15 protein-coding genes are annotated in these 18,017 nt (G+C 55.4%); 9 read left to right on the top strand and 6 right to left on the bottom strand.

Annotated features, from left to right (window positions below):
* Positions 1-2: 2 nt before the first annotated feature.
* Positions 3-506, bottom strand: coding sequence for a P-loop nucleotide/nucleoside kinase family protein (locus tag BM323_RS01510; RefSeq protein WP_008102777.1), 504 nt, complete (start codon positions 504-506; stop codon positions 3-5).
* 106 nt (positions 507-612) lie between these two features.
* Here BM323_RS01510 and BM323_RS01515 point away from each other — a divergent pair, with 106 nt between their 5' ends.
* The 4 genes from BM323_RS01515 to dcuR all read left to right on the top strand — a co-directional run bounded on the left by BM323_RS01515 (position 613) and on the right by dcuR (position 4,217).
* Positions 613-1,167, top strand: coding sequence for a flavin reductase family protein (locus tag BM323_RS01515; RefSeq protein WP_008102775.1), 555 nt, complete (start codon positions 613-615; stop codon positions 1,165-1,167).
* Between the two features lie 63 nt (positions 1,168-1,230).
* Entirely contained in the window at positions 1,231-1,767 is a 537-nt protein-coding gene (gene msrA / locus BM323_RS01520) for a peptide-methionine (S)-S-oxide reductase MsrA (protein ID WP_008102773.1), read from the top strand.
* A gap of 108 nt (positions 1,768-1,875) precedes the next feature.
* Positions 1,876-3,501 (top strand): sensor histidine kinase, encoded by a 1,626-nt coding sequence (locus BM323_RS01525; protein WP_008102771.1) that lies wholly within the window; start codon positions 1,876-1,878, stop codon positions 3,499-3,501.
* On the top strand, positions 3,498-4,217 hold the full coding sequence (gene dcuR / locus BM323_RS01530) for a two-component system response regulator DcuR (RefSeq protein WP_008102769.1): 720 nt from the start codon (positions 3,498-3,500) through the stop codon (positions 4,215-4,217). The genes BM323_RS01525 and dcuR overlap by 4 nt, the downstream gene beginning before the upstream one ends.
* Here the strand turns inward: dcuR and BM323_RS01535 are convergent.
* Positions 4,211-5,170 (bottom strand): FAD:protein FMN transferase, encoded by a 960-nt coding sequence (locus BM323_RS01535; protein ID WP_008102767.1) that lies wholly within the window; start codon positions 5,168-5,170, stop codon positions 4,211-4,213. The genes dcuR and BM323_RS01535 overlap by 7 nt on opposite strands.
* A 51-nt stretch (positions 5,171-5,221) precedes the next feature.
* Complete coding sequence (locus tag BM323_RS01540) at positions 5,222-8,002, bottom strand: flavocytochrome c (protein WP_008102765.1); 2,781 nt, start codon at positions 8,000-8,002, stop codon at positions 5,222-5,224.
* 605 nt (positions 8,003-8,607) lie between these two features.
* Between BM323_RS01540 and BM323_RS01545 the strand changes: the two genes are divergently transcribed.
* Both BM323_RS01545 and fumA read left to right on the top strand, forming a co-directional pair.
* Positions 8,608-10,122, top strand: coding sequence for an anion permease (locus BM323_RS01545; protein ID WP_008102763.1), 1,515 nt, complete (start codon positions 8,608-8,610; stop codon positions 10,120-10,122).
* Positions 10,123-10,286: 164 nt separating this feature from the next.
* A complete protein-coding gene (gene fumA / locus BM323_RS01550; protein WP_008102761.1) occupies positions 10,287-11,930 on the top strand; it encodes a class I fumarate hydratase FumA in 1,644 nt (547 codons plus the stop codon).
* A 101-nt stretch (positions 11,931-12,031) separates the two neighbouring features.
* On the opposite strand, the gene BM323_RS01555 is transcribed toward fumA, so the two are convergent.
* Together BM323_RS01555 and BM323_RS01560 are read right to left on the bottom strand one after the other, a co-directional pair.
* Positions 12,032-12,244 carry a hypothetical protein gene (locus tag BM323_RS01555; RefSeq protein ID WP_008102759.1) on the bottom strand — a complete coding sequence of 71 codons (213 nt, stop codon included), beginning with the start codon at positions 12,242-12,244 and terminating at the stop codon, positions 12,032-12,034.
* Positions 12,245-12,416: 172 nt separating this feature from the next.
* Complete coding sequence (locus BM323_RS01560) at positions 12,417-13,937, bottom strand: acetaldehyde dehydrogenase ExaC (protein ID WP_008102757.1); 1,521 nt, start codon at positions 13,935-13,937, stop codon at positions 12,417-12,419.
* Positions 13,938-14,255: 318 nt separating this feature from the next.
* Here BM323_RS01560 and BM323_RS01565 point away from each other — a divergent pair, with 318 nt between their 5' ends.
* Positions 14,256-14,819, top strand: coding sequence for a class I SAM-dependent methyltransferase (locus BM323_RS01565; protein WP_008102755.1), 564 nt, complete (start codon positions 14,256-14,258; stop codon positions 14,817-14,819).
* Here the strand turns inward: BM323_RS01565 and BM323_RS01570 are convergent.
* A complete protein-coding gene (locus BM323_RS01570) occupies positions 14,807-15,532 on the bottom strand; it encodes a glutamine amidotransferase (protein ID WP_036647964.1) in 726 nt (241 codons plus the stop codon). The genes BM323_RS01565 and BM323_RS01570 overlap by 13 nt on opposite strands.
* Positions 15,533-15,723: 191 nt before the next feature.
* Between BM323_RS01570 and BM323_RS01575 the strand changes: the two genes are divergently transcribed.
* Positions 15,724-16,608: a DMT family transporter gene (locus tag BM323_RS01575; protein WP_008102753.1), complete on the top strand. Its 885-nt coding sequence runs from the start codon at positions 15,724-15,726 to the stop codon at positions 16,606-16,608.
* 46 nt (positions 16,609-16,654) lie between these two features.
* Positions 16,655-18,016 (top strand): CoA transferase, encoded by a 1,362-nt coding sequence (locus BM323_RS01580; protein WP_008102750.1) that lies wholly within the window; start codon positions 16,655-16,657, stop codon positions 18,014-18,016.
* The last annotated feature ends 1 nt before the right edge of the window (position 18,017 follow it).

The raw sequence follows: 18,017 nt of genomic DNA on the forward strand, positions 1-18,017 counted from the left end.
AATTAACGGTGATTAACCACGTTAAACCCTTCCTCGCTGTGTGGCGCGACGAAGTAGCTGCTGATCAACGCAAACTGCGCGTCGGTGGCGGCGAAGTCGTGCTGGCCGGATGCATTGCGCGCGTGCAACCGCGATTTGCACAGTTCATCGGGCACATCGAGGAAATGCAGTTGATGTTCAGCCTCGGCGCTGTTGATCACCGCCTTCATCCACTGGCGTTGAGCCACGGTGTTGGCGGGGAAATCCAGCACCACCGACACACCGCACTGCAACAGCGAAATCAGATGCGGCGTCATCGCATTACGCAGTTTACCGGCACAGCGCACGTAATCCGCCACATCCTGCATCTCTTCAGCAAACAGATGCGCCAGCCAGGCATCTTCGCTAATGATCACCGCACCAGTTTGCTGCGCCAGCTGATGAGCCAGCGTCGATTTTCCAGCCGCAATTTTACCGCACAGCAGATGCAACACAGGACGAGATGTGGACGCGCACGCAGATTCCATAAAACAGCTCCAGATAAGATGACGCATTAACATGCCGTGAAATGCCAGCCCAGTAAAGGGTGGCAGCTACACTTAGAACATCTGTACCTACAACAGGAGAATCCCGATGCATAAAATCGACTTTCCGGTGAGTAAAGCGCGCAAATATCTGGAGCCGGGTCCGGTGGTGCTGCTGAGTTCACAGTTTGAGGATCACCGCGACATCATGACGCTCGGCTGGCACACCATTCTGGAGTTCTCGCCCTCGCTGGTTGGCTGCATGATTGCCGGCGGCAATTACAGCCATGAACTGATTCGCCAGAGCGGACAGTGCGTGATTAACGTGCCGTCGGCCAATCTGGTGGATAACGTGGTAGCGATCGGTAACAGTCACGGCGATCGCCTTGATAAGTTTGATGCCTTTAACCTGACGCCCGAACCGGCCAGCGTAGTCAATGCGCCGTTAATCGATGAGTGCTTTGCCAGCTTCGAGTGCCAGCTGTATGACGATTCGATGGTGGATAACTACAACTTCTTTATCTTTGAGATCGTCAAAGCGCATGTGGCGGAAACGCCGGAGTTTCCACCGACGCTGCACTACACCGGCGAAGGACGCTTTAGCGTGATGAGCAACTTGCGGCTCGACAAGCGCAGCGACTTTAAGCCAGAAATGTTAATTTAACTGCTTGAATTGATATGGGCTTGCCCCCACTTTTAACCTTTCGCCCTGACAGGAGTAAATATAATGGCAACCGAATATGCGGTGATCGCTGGTGGCTGTTTCTGGTGTACTGAAGCAGTGTTTAAAGATGTGATTGGCGTCGAGTCAGTCGAGAGTGGTTATACCGGCGGCGCACGTCCGAACCCAACCTACGAGCAGGTGTGCAGCGGCGCGACCGGCCATGCCGAAGCGATTCGCATCGGTTTCGATCCGGAGCAGGTGAAATATGGCGATCTGCTGGATATCAGCTTTGCCACCCACGATCCGACCACGCTGAATCGCCAAGGAAACGATGTGGGCACGCAATATCGTTCGGCGATTTTCCCGGCCAATCCTGAGCAGGAAGCCGAAGCGATTGCCGCAATTGCGCGTGCGCAGGAAGGCCTGAGCGATCCGGTAGTCACTACCATTGAGCCGCTGAAAGAGTGGTATGCGGCGGAAGGTTATCATCAGGATTATTGGGAAGGCGCAGGTCAACGCAACGGCTACTGCATGGCGGTGATCCCACCGAAACTGCAGAAGCTGCGTAAGAGTTTTGCCAATCGGGTTAAATCGAGTTAATTCCCGCGTGAGTTCAGACGGTCGCCATGAATGGCGACCGTACGTGATACGCGACCTTCTGCAGTTTATCCGTCATAATACACGCCCTCTTCTCCTCCGAGAGCGATCATGTCTTCTTCACAGCAAGGAATCACGGCGCGCAAGCAGCCGATGAAGCTCAATACGCTGGTCACTCTAATGCTCAGCGCGGTGATTGTGCTGGTACTGCTCAGCGTGCATATGTTCTATTTCTTCCAGATTGGCGCCGCGACCCGCGCGCAGCTGGAAGATAAAGCCATGGCGGTGGCGCGCACATTGGCCAAATTTCCTGAGATTCAGCGCGCGCTGATATTGCCGCCAAATGCCACCAGCATCCAACCCATTGCTAAAGCCGTGCAGGAGAGCAATAACCTGCTGTTTGTGGTGGTGACCAACATGGATACCATCCGCTATTCGCACCTGAATCCTGAACTCATCGGCCAGCACTTTATTGGCACTGATATCGAGCCCGCGATACGCGGTCATGAAAATGTCTCCGTCAATCAAGGCGTGCTGGGCCGGGCAATGCGCGTCTATACGCCGGTCTATAATGCGCAGCATAAGCAGATTGGTGTCGTGGTGGTGGGCATTTCACTCAGCGCCGTTACCGATCAGATTAATCAAAGCCGCTGGAGCATCTTGTGGACTATCCTGATTGGCACCTTTGCGGGCGCCATCGGCACCTTTGTATTGGTGCGCGTGCTGAAGCGCATCCTGTTTGGCCTTGAACCCTACGAAATTTCTACCCTGTTTGAACAGCGCCAGGCAATTCTCAACTCGCTGAAAGAGGGCGTGGTGGCGATGGACGATCAGGCGCAGATGACGCTGGTGAATCAGGCGGCGCGTTCATTGCTGAACGATTCGATGGGCACCATCAGCGGCGACCGCATCTACGATGCCTCGGTGATCAACCATCATCTGCAGGATGTGCTGCACAGCGGGCGCGCACGGCGTGATGAAGAGTTAAATGTGAATGGCCGCGTATTGCTGAGTAATACCGTGCCGGTGCGCAGCCAGGGACGGATTATCGGCGCGGTCTGCACCTTTAGGGATAAGACGGAAATCAGTCAACTGATGCAGCGCCTGACGGGCATGGTAAACTACGTCGATGCGCTGCGTGAGCGCTCGCACGAATTTATGAACAAGCTGCATGTGATTCTCGGCCTGCTGCATATGAAAAACTACACGCAGGTGGAAAGCTACATTCTCAAAACCGCCAATAATTACCAGACGGAGATCGGTTTCCTGCTCGATAAAATTAAGTCGCCGGTGATTGCCGGTTTCTTGCTGAGCAAAATCAATCGCGCATCGGATTGCGGTCATCGCCTGACCATCAGCGATGCCAGCTTCCTGCCTGACAGCGGCAATGAGCAGCAGATGGCGGCGCTGATTACGGTGATCGGCAATCTGATTGAGAACGCGCTGGATGCGATGAGCGAGCAGGTTGAAGGCGAGATTCACGTGATGCTGCACTATCAAAACGGTTGGCTGACCTGTGAAGTGAGTGATGATGGTCCGGGCATTGAAGCCGATCACCTCAGTACCATTTTCGAAAAAGGCTTCTCCACCAAAGGTGAAAACCGTGGTGTCGGGCTGTTTCTGCTGCAGCAGCAAACCGAAAATATCGGTGGCAGCGTGAGCGTCGAGTCAGAACCCGGCGTATTTACCCAATTTTTAGTCCAACTTCCCTGGGATGGAGGAAACCAATCCGCATGATCAATGTGTTAGTGGTCGATGATGACGCCATGGTCGCCGAGCTTAATCGCGCGTATATCGGCCAAATTCAGGGCTTTCACTGTTGTGGCACCGCCTCAACCTTGAAGCAGGCGAAAGAGATCCTGTTTAACAGCGATACCGCGGTCGATCTGGTGCTGCTGGATATCTATATGCAGCAGGAGAATGGCCTCGATCTGTTGCCGGAGCTGCGCACGGCGCAGAGCGCGGTGGAAGTGATCATCATTTCGTCAGCGGCCGATGCGGAGAATATCAAAACCTCGCTGCACTACGGCGTGGTGGATTACCTGATCAAACCGTTCCAGTTCCCGCGTTTTGAAGAGGCGCTGACCGGCTGGCGGCAGAAGAAGTCGCTGATGGACAACCAGCATTACTATCAGCAAGCGGATGTGGATCTGCTGATTCACGGCAGCCCGGCGACGCAGCACGACAATAAGCGCCTGCCAAAAGGCTTAACGCCGCAAACGCTGCGCACGTTGTGTCAGTGGATTGATGCGCATCCGGGGCACGAATTCTCCACCGACGAACTGGCGGCTGAAGTGAATATCTCGCGCGTATCCTGCCGTAAATACCTGATTTGGCTGGCGCAGATTAATATTCTGTTCACCAGCATTCACTACGGCGCGACCGGTCGTCCGGTGTACCGCTATCGTCTCCAGCCGGAATACCATTCGCTGCTGCAGCAATATTGTCAGTAACGCAGCTGCCAGTCGAAATCGAGCTGCTGGAAATGGAAATGATGCGGCGAGGAGCAGATGATCTGCCGATCGCGCGTAACGAAAACCGCGTCGATGTCGGGCTGGTCAGCGAGATAAGCCAGCCCTTGCTCTACACCCATGCCGTAGAGCAGCGTGGTGTAGATATCACCATCAATTGAGCGATCAGAAATCACCGTCACGCTCAGCAGTTCGTTATCCAGTGGATAGCCGGTTTGCGGATCAAAAATATGATGCCAGCAGCGTCCATCCAGTTCGAAGTAGCGTTCATAAATCCCCGACGTCACCACCGATTTGCCCTGCACCTGCAGCACGCCTAACAGCTCATCATCGCGTCCAAACGGCTTTTTCAGGCCAATGCCCCAGCCTTGCGGCTCGTGCGGCGGCGATCCCAGCGTCTGCACATTGCCACCCAGATTAATCAGCGCCTGCTGAACGCCCTGCTGACGCAAAAACGCCTGCACACGATCGGCGATGTAGCCTTTGGCGATGGCGCCGAGATCGATCTCCATGCCCGGTTGTTGCAAAAACACGGAGCGTTCGGCGGGATTGAGCAGCACCTGATGCGGATCGGTCAGTTTCAGCAGTGAAGCGATTTCCAGCGCAGGCGGTACGGCGCGACCGTGAAAGCCGATTTTCCAGCGCTTCACCACCGGGCCGATGGTGAAATTGAAGGCGCTCTCCGGCAGCAAACTCACCGCGTGCGCCACGCTGATCAAGGCAAACACTGGCTCGCTGACGATCACCGGATGGCGGCCTGCGGCGTGGTTGATCGACATGACTTCGGATTCAGCGCGATTAACGGTGAACAGGTTTTCTTGCTGTTTGATCAGTTGAAAGACGTGGTGGGCAAGCGTGGGATTGTCATCGAACAATTTGAGCAGAATCGGTGAACCCATCAGAACGGCAGAGTAAGAAAAAACGCCAGCGGTCATTGCATGCCTCTAAATAAAACGATGCCCGCACAAGGCGGGCATCTTTACAGCTTAATGTCCTAACGCCAGTTTAGCCGCGTTATGACCGGCTTTGATACCGAAGATGATGATGTCGGCCACCGCGTTGCCGCCGATGCGGTTGGCGCCGTGGATGCCGCCGACCACTTCACCCGCCGCCCAGGCACCTGGAATCACCTCTTTCTGCGCATCCAGCACCGCGGTATCGGTGTTGATGGTCACGCCGCCCATAGTGTGGTGCACGCCCGGTGCGATACGAATCGCGAAGTACGGTCCTTTATTCAGCGGGTGACGCAGCGCAGTCTTACGACCGAAGTCTTCGTCATCCTGCTTCGCCACAAACTCGTTGTAACGACCCAGCGTGGTTTGCAGCGCTTCCTGATCCATGTTGAGTTTCACCGCCAGCTCGTGTGGCGTTGGTGCGCTGATGACAAAACCTTTGGCGATGTATTCGTCAGCCGCTTTGTTGTTGGCGCGTACCTGCTCATCAAACACGATCCACGCACTCTTCTCTGGCAGCGCGATGATCTCAGCGGAAACTTTGTCACGGGTTTCCATTTCGTTGTAGAAACGCTTGCCCGCCTGGCTCACCAGAATCGCCCCGCCGCCGCGCATCGCTTCGGAAATCAGGTACGAGGTGGTTTGCTCAACCGTTGGGTGAATCTGGATTTCGCCCATATCCACGGTATCCGCACCGATGTGTTGCAGCATGGCGATGCCGCTGCCGGTGGCGCCTTTGTGGTTGGTGGTAACAAAACCGTCCAGCTCAGGGCGGTATTTCACCACCATTTCGCGGTTGGCACTGAAGCCGCCGGTCGCCACAATCACGCTTTTGGCGTTGATGATGCGGCTGTCGTTGTACTCATCCACCACTTTCACGCCGGTGACCGCGCCGTTTTCCACCAGAATTTCAGCTACCGAGGTTTCCAGCAGCACTTCGATATTGCGCTGGTTAACGTTTTTCACCAGGCCGCTGATCAGGAAGCCGCCGACCGCAGAACGATCTTCCGGACGGTGCGTACGATCGATGCTCATGCCGCCGGTGATGGTGATGTCGCACAGCTCGATCTCTTTCGCTGCCAGCCACTCAATCGCTTCAGGCGCTTGCTCAACAAACTCGCGCAGCAGCACCGGATTGTTTTTGAATTTGCCGCCTTTCAGCGTCTCTTCGTAGAACAGCTCTTTGCTGTCTTCGATGCCTTTCAGCTTCTGATAACGGGTTTCCGCTGCGTTCATACCGACCGAGGCTTTGATGGTGTTACCGCCGATGGTTGGCATCTTCTCGATGATCACCACGCGAGCGCCATCGTCATGCGCCTGAATCGCCGCCGCCAGACCGGCACCGCCAGTGCCCACTACCACGACGTCGTAATTCACCGGTGCGTTCGGATTACCGCCCTCTTCAATCACATACTCTTTGCTTGAAGTGGTCATGGCGCGCGATACCGCTTTTTTCAGCGCTTCACTCTGCGTGGTAGCGCCGGTGATGGCATCCACGTGCGGGCTGTTCGCCACCAGAATGCGTTCACGCAGGCTTTCGAAGGTGCTGGTGAAGTCGACGTCGAGGCTTGGATCCGGCACCAGAGAGATATCGGTGATACGGTCGGTGTCGAGCGTAACGTTGATTTTCAGCTTCAGCGCTTCGGCTTCCACTTTGGCCTGATACACGCCCGCTTTGTATTTACGGCCGGTATCGCTGGTGTCGCGGATCATCGCATCCACCAGCGAGAAGCGCCACAGCGGTTCTGGAATGGTCAGCTCTTCGCGCTTGGTGCTGTCGATATACAGCTCCATGTGCTGATTTTTGATGACGCGATCGGTCCAGTCCGGATAAGCGATGCAGGCTTTACCCACCGCCACTAAATCGAAACCGTGCTCCAGCGCGTTCTCGGCATCTTCTTTATTGACGATGCCGCCAACGCCAATCACCGGCACTTTCGCCAGGTTAGGTGAGCGTTGCGCCAGATATTTGGTGATCAGCGGCGTTGGATCCTGAGTGTCAACAATTGACGGGCGCAGCAGCTGGCCCACCGAGAAGTGCACGTAATCGAGACCGCGTTCCGCCAGTTTCTCCAGCAGGTAAAGCGTGTCGTCCCAGCGGATGCCCGGCACTTCCAGCTCTTCCGGTGAGAAGCGATAACCGATGATGAAGTCTGCCCCAGCGAAGCGGTCCGCCATCTTATGGGTGATTTCCAGCACTTCCAGTGGGAAACGCGCGCGATTGTCGCGGCTGCCGCCCCATTTGTCGTCGCGCTGGTTAGAGTTTGGCGAGTAGAACTGCTGGATCAGATAGGTGTTGGCACCGTGGATCTCCACGCCGTCGAAGCCGGCTTTGATCGCACGGTTCACCGCATCACCAAACTTGGTGATCATCACATCCACTTCTTCTGCAGTCAGCGCCTGAGGTTTAGTGGCACCGTCACGCGGTGCGGCGATAGCGCTTGGTGCGACTGGGGTTTTACCGCCGATCAGCGCCGGTTCCACCATGCGGCCGCCGTGATAGATCTGCAGAACCGCTTTGGAGCCTTGCGATTTGATGGCGTGGGCAATTTTCGCCAGACCGGGGATTTTGTTGTCGCTGTCGATACCGAGCGCGCCTGGGAATGCAGGACCACGGTTATCAATAAAGCAGCACTCTACAATTACGGTACCGATGCTGCCGGCACGCACGCGATAATATTCGACAAGGTCACTGGTAACACCGCCATCGTAATAACCGGTACAGGTGGTCATCGGTGCCATAACCAATCGGTTTTTAAGCACCGCACCTTTCGGAAGCGTAAGCGGATTAAGAATCGGGGTGAGCGTATTCATGATGAGCAACTCCAGAATTAAGAAACTTTGTATTCAATTCTTTGGCGGTTCGGAGACATTTATAATTATTTGAGTGGTCCGATTTCATGGCGTAAATATACCATTTTATTTACTTACATAACCTTATTCGTTAGTTATATAAGTTTTACGCATGGAAATAATATTTGATACCTATTGCTGAAAGTTGCGCTGAGCTAAGTTTTAACCAAGACTTGACAAAAATCAACTTTTTCCTTACATTTAAAACAAATCCAGCCTTATCATAAAGATAAATCGTCTCCTTTCTCTGTTTTTTGCTTGATTTGTGCCGTTTTATTCACCTCACACAGTTAATTTTCACCTAATGGTTCATTTATTAAGGCGTGCATGTTTAAAGCAAAAAAACCACGAATAAATTTTATTGATCTGGATCAAAATAGATATTTTAATTAATCGCATCATAGGCGCATCCATTAGATAATTCGCGCATCAAATTTTGTAAATAGCGATTTATTAAAACTCAGTTTTAAATGTCACGACTAATCTGTTAAAAGAGTTTTGTAACTAAAAAAACCAGCTTGGTTCGGGGCGTATATACGCATTCTCCATAACTTGCAGACAAAACTATGAACACACAAACAACCCAGAGTGAATCCCTCACCGCGCCTCCCGCGGCACCGGGGAAGAAAAAGAACCGCCTGATAATGTTGTGCCTGCCAATTATTGTGGCTGTGCTGTTGCTGCTGGTGCCGACTCCTGCGGGATTGGAACCTTACGCCTGGCACTTCTTCGCCATTTTTGTCGGGGTTATTGTGGGACTGATTTTCGAACCGCTGCCGGGCGCCGTTATCGGTTTAACCGGCGTGGTGGTGATTGCGCTGTTCAGCCAGTGGGTGCTGTTTAGCCCGGCAGAACTGGCAGATCCCAAGTTCAAAACCGCTGCGCAGTCATTCAAATGGGCGGTAAGTGGCTTCGGCAACTCTACGGTCTGGCTGATCTTCGGTGCCTTTATGTTCGCCGCCGGCTACGATAAAACCCAGTTCGGTCGCCGCCTGGCGCTGATTCTGGTGAAATATCTTGGCCGCCGCAGCCTGACGCTGGGTTACGCCATTACCTTCGCTGACCTGTTGCTGGCACCGTTTACGCCATCCAACACCGCGCGCAGTGGCGGTACCATCTATCCAATCATTGCTAACCTGCCGCCGCTGTACGGTTCAAAACCGAATGACCCGAGCGCACGTAAGATTGGTTCTTACCTGATGTGGGTGGCGATCACCGCTGCCTGTATCACCAGCTCAATGTTCCTTTCAGCTCTGGCGCCGAACCTGCTGGCGCTGGCGCTGGTGAAAAGCGTGGTGGGCTTTGAAATCTCATGGGGCATGTGGTTCCTCGCCTTCCTGCCGCTGGGTGTGCTGCTGATTCTCACCATGCCGCTGCTGGCTTACTGGCTCTATCCGCCAGAAGTGAAAGTGAATGACGAAGTGCCGCGCTGGGCGACGGCTGAGTTGGAAAAACTCGGCAAGCTGAAACGTAACGAAATCCTGCTGCTGGGCTTCGTGGTTGCGGCGCTAATGATGTGGATCTTCGCCACCGCCTGGATTGAGCCGGCGATGGCCGCACTGTTAGTCATCGTGCTGATGCTGTGGACCGGTGTACTAAACTGGAATGACATTACCAGCAATAAAGCCGCATGGAACACCTTCGCCTGGTTCGCCACGCTGGTCGCGCTGGCAGATGGTTTAGCGCGCGTCGGCTTCATCGCCTGGCTGGGTAAAGAAGGTGCGATGCTGCTGCACGGTTACGATCCTCAGGTTTCTGCGGTGGTGCTGTTAATCGCCTTCTACCTGCTGCACTACCTGTTCGCCAGTACCACCGCGCACACCACCGCGCTGCTGCCAGCAATGCTGACTATCGCCGCCTCAATCCCGGGCATCAACATGCCGGTATTCTGCTTGATGATGTGTGTTTCTCTGGGTGTGATGGGCATTATCACCCCGTACGGCACCGGCCCAAGCCCGATTTATTACGGTAGCGGCTATCTGCCAACCAAAGATTACTGGCGCCTGGGCACCATCTTCGGCGCGCTGTTCCTGGTTCTTCTGATGGTTGTCGCCTATCCATGGATGGTGATGATGTTCTGATGATGTTGCTTCGATGTTAAAAACGGAGCCGCGCATTACCGTGAAAATGTTATGATGCTCGCCAGTCAGCCCCTGCGGAGGGCTGGCGAGAGAAAATCGAATAACAGACTGCCTAATTTGTCGCCCGTCATGCTGGCGGGCAACACGAAGCTAAGTGAGCCAACATGTCGAACAAACCCTTCTATTATCAGAATCCCTTTCCTCTCGCCAAAGATGATACCGAATACTATCTGCTGAGTACTGATTACGTCTCGGTGGCCAACTTTGATGGCGAAGAAGTCCTGAAAGTCGATCCCAAAGCGCTGACGCTGCTGGCGAAGCAGGCATTCCACGATGCCTCTTTCATGCTGCGCGCCTCGCATCAGGCGCAGGTCGCGTCAATTCTTGCCGACGACGAAGCCAGCAAGAACGACAAATACGTTGCCCTGCAGTTCCTGCGCAACTCTGAAATTGCCGCCAAAGGCGTGCTGCCAACCTGTCAGGATACCGGCACCGCCATCATCATGGGCAAAAAAGGCCAGCGCGTCTGGACCGGCGGCGGCGATGAAGCCGCACTGTCGCAAGGCGTCTACAACACCTTTATTGAAGATAACCTGCGCTATTCACAGAACGCCGCGCTGGATATGTATAAAGAGGTGAATACCGGCACCAACCTGCCGGCGCAGATTGACCTGTATAGCGTTGATGGCGACGAGTACAAATTCCTGTGCATTGCTAAAGGTGGCGGTTCCGCCAATAAAACCTATCTGTATCAGGAAACCAAAGCGCTGATTACGCCCGCCAAGCTGAAAAATTATCTGGTCGATAAGATGATGTCGCTGGGTACCGCAGCTTGCCCGCCGTACCACATTGCGTTTGTGATTGGCGGTACTTCAGCCGAAGCCACGTTGAAAACCGTCAAGCTGGCCTCAACCCACTATTACGATTCACTGCCGACCGAAGGTAATGAACACGGTCAGGCCTTCCGCGACATTCAGCTGGAAGAAGAGCTGCTGAAAGCCTCGCAGGAACTGGGTCTCGGCGCGCAGTTTGGTGGTAAATACTTTGCCCACGATATCCGTGTGGTACGTCTGCCGCGTCATGGCGCATCCTGCCCGGTAGGTATGGGCGTATCTTGCTCAGCAGACCGTAATATCAAAGCCAAGATCAACCGTGAAGGTATCTGGATTGAGAAGATGGAAGACAATCCAGGCCGCTACATTCCTGAAGAACTGCGTCAGCAGGGCGAAGGCGAAGTGGTGCATGTCGATCTGAACCAGCCGATGAGTGAGATTCTGGCGCTGCTGTCGGCCTATCCGGTTTCAACTCGCTTGTCACTCAACGGCACCATCATCGTGGCGCGCGACATTGCCCACGCCAAGTTGAAAGAGCGCATCGACAACGGCGAAGGTCTGCCGCAGTACATTAAGGATCATCCGGTCTATTACGCAGGTCCGGCGAAGACGCCAGAAGGTTATGCCTCTGGTTCACTCGGCCCAACTACTGCAGGTCGTATGGATTCCTACGTTGACCTGCTACAAGCCAACGGCGGCAGCATGGTGATGCTGGCGAAGGGCAACCGCAGCAAGCAGGTTACCGATGCGTGTCATAAACACGGCGGCTTCTATCTGGGCAGCATCGGCGGCCCGGCAGCGGTACTGGCACAGCAGAGTATTAAGAGTCTGGAATGCGTGGAGTATGCCGAACTCGGCATGGAAGCGATCTGGAAGATTGAAGTGGAAAACTTCCCGGCGTTCATTCTGGTGGATGACAAAGGTAACGACTTCTTCCAGCAGATTCACAATAACTGCGCCGCCTGCGTGAAGTAATCTACGCATCGCACCGCAAAAAAGCCGTTATCGCGTGATAGCGGCTTTTTTATTGCGATATTTCTGACGAATTGATCATTAAATGAGGCAAAGCAGAAAAGTTAAAAACGGAATTGGCTCTCCAGCTGACGCAATGTTTCCATCCGCTGCGCCGTGGCGACTTCGCGTGCTTTCACTTCCAACAGCAGGTCAGCATCGTTCTGACCAATTACATACACCGCCTGACGTCCAGGCAGGTTAACGGTAATAATATTTTGCTCCACACCGTCCAGCATCTCGTCATGCTGTTCCAGGTAGTTATACAACGTGTTCATGGGTTCTCCTTGAAAATAGGTGGGCTATTCTGCCCAATCGCATCCTTTAAACACACAAGACCTGGCTTAAAGATGCCACTTCCATCAGAAGTTTCTGGCGATAGAGTCATCCTGCGGCCGTAAGATGACGAAGAGATGAAAAGGCAGCGGATCACTCCGCTGCCTTTTATCATTAGAAGAAACCGAGCGGTTGCGTGCTGTAGCTCACCAGCAGGTTTTTGGTCTGCTGATAATGGTCGAGCATCATTTTGTGGGTTTCGCGACCAATCCCCGATTTCTTATAACCGCCAAACGCCGCGTGCGCCGGATAGAGGTGATAGCAGTTGGTCCACACGCGACCAGCTTTAATCGCGCGACCCATGCGATAGGCGCGGTTGATATCGCGCGTCCATACGCCGGCGCCAAGCCCGTAAATCGAGTCATTGGCGATAGCCAGCGCTTCGGCTTCATCTTTGAAGGTCAGCACGCCAACCACCGGGCCAAAGATCTCTTCCTGGAACACGCGCATGCTGTTATCGCCTTTCAACAGCGTCGGCTGGATGTAGTAGCCGCTGGCAAACTCTTCGCCCACTTTTTCTACGCCGCCGCCGTGCAGCACCTGCGCGCCCTCTTGCTGCGCGATCTCCAGATAGGAGAGAATTTTATCGAACTGCTGCTGCGACGCCTGCGCGCCAATCATGGTTTCGGTATCAAGCGGATCGCCACGTTTGATGGTTTTGATTCGCTTCATCACCGCCGCCATAAACGGCTCAAAGATCGATTCCTGCACCAGCGCACGTGATGGACAGGTACAGACTTCCCCCTGATTAAGGAAGCCGAGCACCACACCTTCGGCGGCTTTCTCAATGAAACTCTCTTCGGCATCCATGATGTCTTCGAAGAAGATATTCGGCGATTTGCCGCCCAGCTCAACGGTGGACGGAATCAGACTTTTCGCCGCCAGCTCCAGAATATGGCCGCCGGTTGCGGTGGAACCGGTAAAGGCGATTTTGGCGATGCCCGGATGCGACGCCAGCGCTTCGCCCGCCTCTTTGCCGTAGCCGTGCACCACGTTAATCACGCCTGGCGGCAGCAGATCTTTAATCACTTCCATAAACAGCGTGATCGACAGCGGCGTTTGCTCAGCCGGTTTCAGCACCACGCAGTTGCCTGCGCCAAGTGCCGGTGCCAGTTTCCATGCCGCCATCAGCAGCGGGAAATTCCAGGGAATGATTTGCCCGACCACGCCCAGCGGTTCGTGGAAGTGATAGGCGGCGGTGAACTCATCGATTTCAGCAGCGGTGCCTTCCTGCGCACGCACGCATCCAGCGAAATAACGAAAGTGATCGACCGCCAGCGGCAGATCCGCTGCCAGCGTTTCACGCACCGGCTTCCCGTTATCCCAGGTTTCGTTGACCGCGATGTATTCCAGATTCTCTTCCAGCCGGTCGGCAATTTTCAGCAGCACCAGCGAGCGTGCCTGCGGTGAGGTTTTGCCCCACGCATCGGCAGCGGCCTGGGCGGCAGCCACGGCGTTATCGATATCGGCACGATCCGAGCGTGGGAACTCGCCAATGGTGGAAGCATTAATCGGTGAGGTGTTGACGAAGTAGTTACCGTTCACCGGCGCAACAAATTCGCCGTTGATAAAGTTGCCATAACGCGATTGCAGAGTAATGAGAGAACCTTGTTCTCCCGGAGCAGCGTAACGCATGGTGTTTCTCCTTGCGGACAGAGTGTCGATTAACAACTATGAAACCTGTTATTAACATTGAGCGATCAACGCCAGCCTGTCAGATCGCAGAAGGGGAAACTGTGACCGCATCGAAGGAAATCCGGCACAGCCCATCGCTTTACGATTTTTCACATTGCCCTAAGTTTCAGCCAGGTCTTGTATGCCTAAAATGCAGCCTGATTATCATGCTCTGTTCCGTTACGGAAAATTCCGAGTTTTCCCACTTAAGCCGCAAAAAGCGGAACATGGGCGAAATATGTGGTCAATATGAAGCAGGATACTAACCAGGAGAAACAGATGTTGGCTTCAGCCCTGACGTTAATGCGCGCCAAAGCGAACTTTGTTCAGCAATTCATCCGTAACCCGCGCAAAATGGGCAGCATCACGCCCTCTTCCGCCGCGCTGTGCCGCACCATGTGCGATGCGGTAAATTGGGATAACAGCCTGCGTATCGCCGAACTCGGCGCCGGTGATGGCGTACTCACACGCCACGTGCTGTCGCGTATGTCACCGCAAGCTCAGTTGGATGTATTCGAAATTAGCCCGGAACTGGTGAAAAGCCTGCGGGGATTGCCCGATACGCGCATGCAGGTGCGCGCCTGCTCGGCGGAATATCTTGCGGGGGAATATGATGTGATTTTCTCTGGCTTGCCGCTGCTGTCGTTACCGCCCGCCACACGCGACAATATTCTCAGCGCGGTGCATGATGCGCTGGGTCCACGTGGCGTATTCGTGCAGTTTCAATACACCTCGTTTACCCAGCCAAATTTGTCACGCTACTTCACCTGGGAACGCCAGCGGGTGCTGAAAAACATGCCACCCGCGTGGGTTTATCGCTGCACGCGTAACTACGCGCCCTGAACCTGTGCGCGCGGCTGCGGCCGCGTTTGCAGCCAGAAGCGGCGCAGCAGTTCGCGCGACCAATCTTCGCCCGCAAGTTGCGTACCCTCGTCACTCACGCCCGCCGGTAAACAGGCGCTCATAATGTCGCGGGTAAATTCCGGATGGAACTGCACCGACAGCGCCTGCGGCGAGTAACGCAAAATCTGACAGCCATCCTGCGTCGAACTTGCCAGCACCTGCGCATGCTGCGGCGGCGTTAGCACCGATTGCCGATGTGACAACCACGCCTGAAATTCACCCGGTAACGCAGCCAGCCACGGATCGTTGTGCGCCTGCGCGCTGCGCGTCAGCGGTTTCAGTCCACGCTCCCAGCCATGCGGGTTATCGCCCACTTTGCCACCCAGCGCATACGCCATCAATTGATGTCCGTAACAGACGCCAAGCAGCGGCAGATCCGCTTCCAGCGCGCCCCGAATCCAGGCGGCAGTGCGTTCGCTCCAGTCAGCGTGATCGGTAACCATCGCCCACGATCCGCTGAGGATCGCGCCACTGACGCGGTCAAAGGCCGGTAAATCATCACCCAGATGCGGACGCACAATCACATAGTCATCAGGCTGCAATTGCAGCGCGTCGATAAACCAGCGGGGTTGTTCACCAATTTGCGCCACAACCTGCGGCGGCGGAACTTCGAGTTGAATCAGAGCAAGAGGTAAAGCGCGGGTGTGTGTCATGCCGAATACGGTCCTCATTATGGTCGCCTTTCGGACGTCCACTTTGACAGTAAATCAGCGACATGTCTTATTTTTTTCCTGCATAAGCTCATGCTTATGCGAAAAAAGTTTTGTCAGACATGTCCGAAGTCGACGGCTTCATGCCATCATTAAGGCGGTGATAATCTTTGTACAGCGTGAAGGAAGACCTCGTGGCAGTGCGGCATTTTTTAATGGTTCTGATGGTGGTTTCCATCTGGGCTTTCAACAACGTGGCGGTGAAGTGGGGATTGCTGGAACTTCCGCCGCTGTTTCTCACCTGGATGCGCTTTGTGGTGGTGGCGATTGTGCTGGTGCCGTTTTGCCGCATCACGCGCGCACAATTGCCGTGGCTGCTGACGCTGGCATTCACCTTTGGCTTTATGCACTTCTCGCTGCTGTTTGTCGGCATGCGCTACACCGATGCCGGCACCGGCGCCATCGTGGTTCAGCTCGGCACGCCGATTGCCATGCTGCTGGCGATGGTGATTTTGAAAGAGAAATTGCGCCTGGTGCAGCTGATCGGCATCGCCATTTCGCTAAGCGGCGTCGCGGTGCTGTCGGGCAGCCCGACCATTCCGGCCTGGTGGGTGCTGTGTATTCTGCTGTGCAGCGCGTTTGGCTGGGCAATCAGCAATATGATTGTGAAAAAATCACCGCCGATAAAACCGCTGACGCTGACCGGCTGGATCTCCTTCCTCGCGGTGCCGATTGTCGGTGCCGCTTCGTGGCTGACCGAATCCAATCAGTTTTACGCATTGAGCCACGCGGGCTGGCGCGGCTGGTTTGGCATTCTGTATAGCGCGCTCGCCTCGTCGATTGTCGCCTATACGCTGTGGTATGCGCTGCTGAAGAAGTACAACGTCAACCTGATCATGCCCTATTCGCTGCTGACGCCGGTGCTGGCGGTGTTGATGGGCGTTTTTGTCTTGGGTGATAGCATGAACAGCTTTAAGATTCTCGGCGCTTCGTTAGTGGTGCTGGGCACCGCCATTGCGGTGATCAACCTGCGTAACCTGCGGATGCACGCGCGTTTCCCGCGCTTACGCCGCCGATAATCCGCTCTGCTATGCTTGAGTCTCGCGCATTATCCGGAGACTCAACATGGATTCTCAACGTGCTGCCGCACTGTGGCAGCAAATGTGGCAGGGATTGCGAGGCGCGGACCCGCTTCCCTCCCCTACTTTTCTCCAGCCCGACACCTTTTCTTCTGCCTTCGCCGTCAGCGAACTGGCGGCCACCAGCATCGGCCTCGCCAGCCAGGCGCTGAGCGATCTGCTCGGCCAATCCGCGCCGGTCAGCATCAATGTCCGTCTCGCCTCGCGCTGGTTTCAGCACAGCCTAATCCCGCTTAATCGACCACCTGCCGCGCTGTGGGATGAATTCGCCGGTGATTACGCCAGCGCCGACGGCTGGATCCGCCTGCACACCAACGCGGCTCATCATCGTGCGGCGATGGAGCGCGTGCTCGGCCAGCATGCTAATCGTGCCGCACTGGCCGATGCAGTGGCACGCTGGCCCGCCGCTACGCTGGAACAGGCCGTGATTGATGCTGGCGGCTGCGCCGCGCAGATGCGTAGCGAAGCGCAATGGCTTCAGCATGCGCAAGGCCGCGCCGTGCAGCAGGAAGCGCTGATTGCCCAACAGGCCACCGACGCTGCACCCGCGCCTGCCTGGTCGTTATCGCCCGCGCGGCCGCTGCTCGGCGTACGCGTATTGGATCTCACGCGCATCATCGCCGGTCCGGTGGCGACGCGTTTTCTCGCCAGCCTCGGCGCGCAGGTGCTGCGCATCGATCCGCCCGACTGGCATGAACCGACGCTGGAAGAGGAGATCACCTGCGGCAAACGCTGTGCACGGCTTGATATCAAATCCCGCGCGGGGCGTGAACAGCTGCGCCAGCTGTTGCAGCACAGCGATGTGCTGGTACACGGTTATCGTGCCGATGCGCTGGAAAAACTCGGGCTGGATGCTGAGACGCGCCGCAAACTCGCGCCGGGCTTAGTGGATGTCAGCCTCAATGCGTGGGGCTGGAGCGGGCCGTGGCGCAACCGCCGCGGTTTCGACAGTCTGGTGCAGATGGGCTGCGGCATCGCCGAACAAGGCATGCGCTGGAGCGGCAATAACCAACCAACGCCGCTGCCGGTGCAGGCGCTCGATCACGCCACCGGTTATCTGATGGCTGCGGCGGTGCTGGAAGGTTTACGTCAGCGGTTGATCAATGGCGTTGGCTGGCAGGCGCGCTTATCGCTGGCGCGCACCGCTCGGATGTTACAGCAGTTCGGTGCCGCGCCGGAGAATGTGCAAAACGGTATCCACGCGCAGCACGATGACGCGTTGAGCGCGATAGAGATTAATCAATGGGGAATTGCCGAGAGATTGCGTGCCGCAGCGTATTTGCCCGGCACGCCAATGATCTGCGCGACGCCGGGCGTGAAGCTCGGCAGCAGCGCAGCCAGCTGGTAAC

Source organism: Pantoea sp. YR525 (assembly GCF_900116775.1).
Classification (GTDB): domain Bacteria; phylum Pseudomonadota; class Gammaproteobacteria; order Enterobacterales; family Enterobacteriaceae; genus Pantoea; species Pantoea symbiotica.

Coding starts and splice junctions, on each gene's coding strand:
- BM323_RS01510 (WP_008102777.1), bottom strand. CDS start 506: ATGGAATCTGCGTGCGCGTCCACATCTCGTCCTGTGTTGCATCTGCTG.
- BM323_RS01515 (WP_008102775.1), top strand. CDS start 613: ATGCATAAAATCGACTTTCCGGTGAGTAAAGCGCGCAAATATCTGGAG.
- msrA (WP_008102773.1), top strand. CDS start 1,231: ATGGCAACCGAATATGCGGTGATCGCTGGTGGCTGTTTCTGGTGTACT.
- BM323_RS01525 (WP_008102771.1), top strand. CDS start 1,876: ATGTCTTCTTCACAGCAAGGAATCACGGCGCGCAAGCAGCCGATGAAG.
- dcuR (WP_008102769.1), top strand. CDS start 3,498: ATGATCAATGTGTTAGTGGTCGATGATGACGCCATGGTCGCCGAGCTT.
- BM323_RS01535 (WP_008102767.1), bottom strand. CDS start 5,170: ATGACCGCTGGCGTTTTTTCTTACTCTGCCGTTCTGATGGGTTCACCG.
- BM323_RS01540 (WP_008102765.1), bottom strand. CDS start 8,002: ATGAATACGCTCACCCCGATTCTTAATCCGCTTACGCTTCCGAAAGGT.
- BM323_RS01545 (WP_008102763.1), top strand. CDS start 8,608: ATGAACACACAAACAACCCAGAGTGAATCCCTCACCGCGCCTCCCGCG.
- fumA (WP_008102761.1), top strand. CDS start 10,287: ATGTCGAACAAACCCTTCTATTATCAGAATCCCTTTCCTCTCGCCAAA.
- BM323_RS01555 (WP_008102759.1), bottom strand. CDS start 12,244: ATGAACACGTTGTATAACTACCTGGAACAGCATGACGAGATGCTGGAC.
- BM323_RS01560 (WP_008102757.1), bottom strand. CDS start 13,937: ATGCGTTACGCTGCTCCGGGAGAACAAGGTTCTCTCATTACTCTGCAA.
- BM323_RS01565 (WP_008102755.1), top strand. CDS start 14,256: ATGTTGGCTTCAGCCCTGACGTTAATGCGCGCCAAAGCGAACTTTGTT.
- BM323_RS01570 (WP_036647964.1), bottom strand. CDS start 15,532: ATGACACACACCCGCGCTTTACCTCTTGCTCTGATTCAACTCGAAGTT.
- BM323_RS01580 (WP_008102750.1), top strand. CDS start 16,655: ATGGATTCTCAACGTGCTGCCGCACTGTGGCAGCAAATGTGGCAGGGA.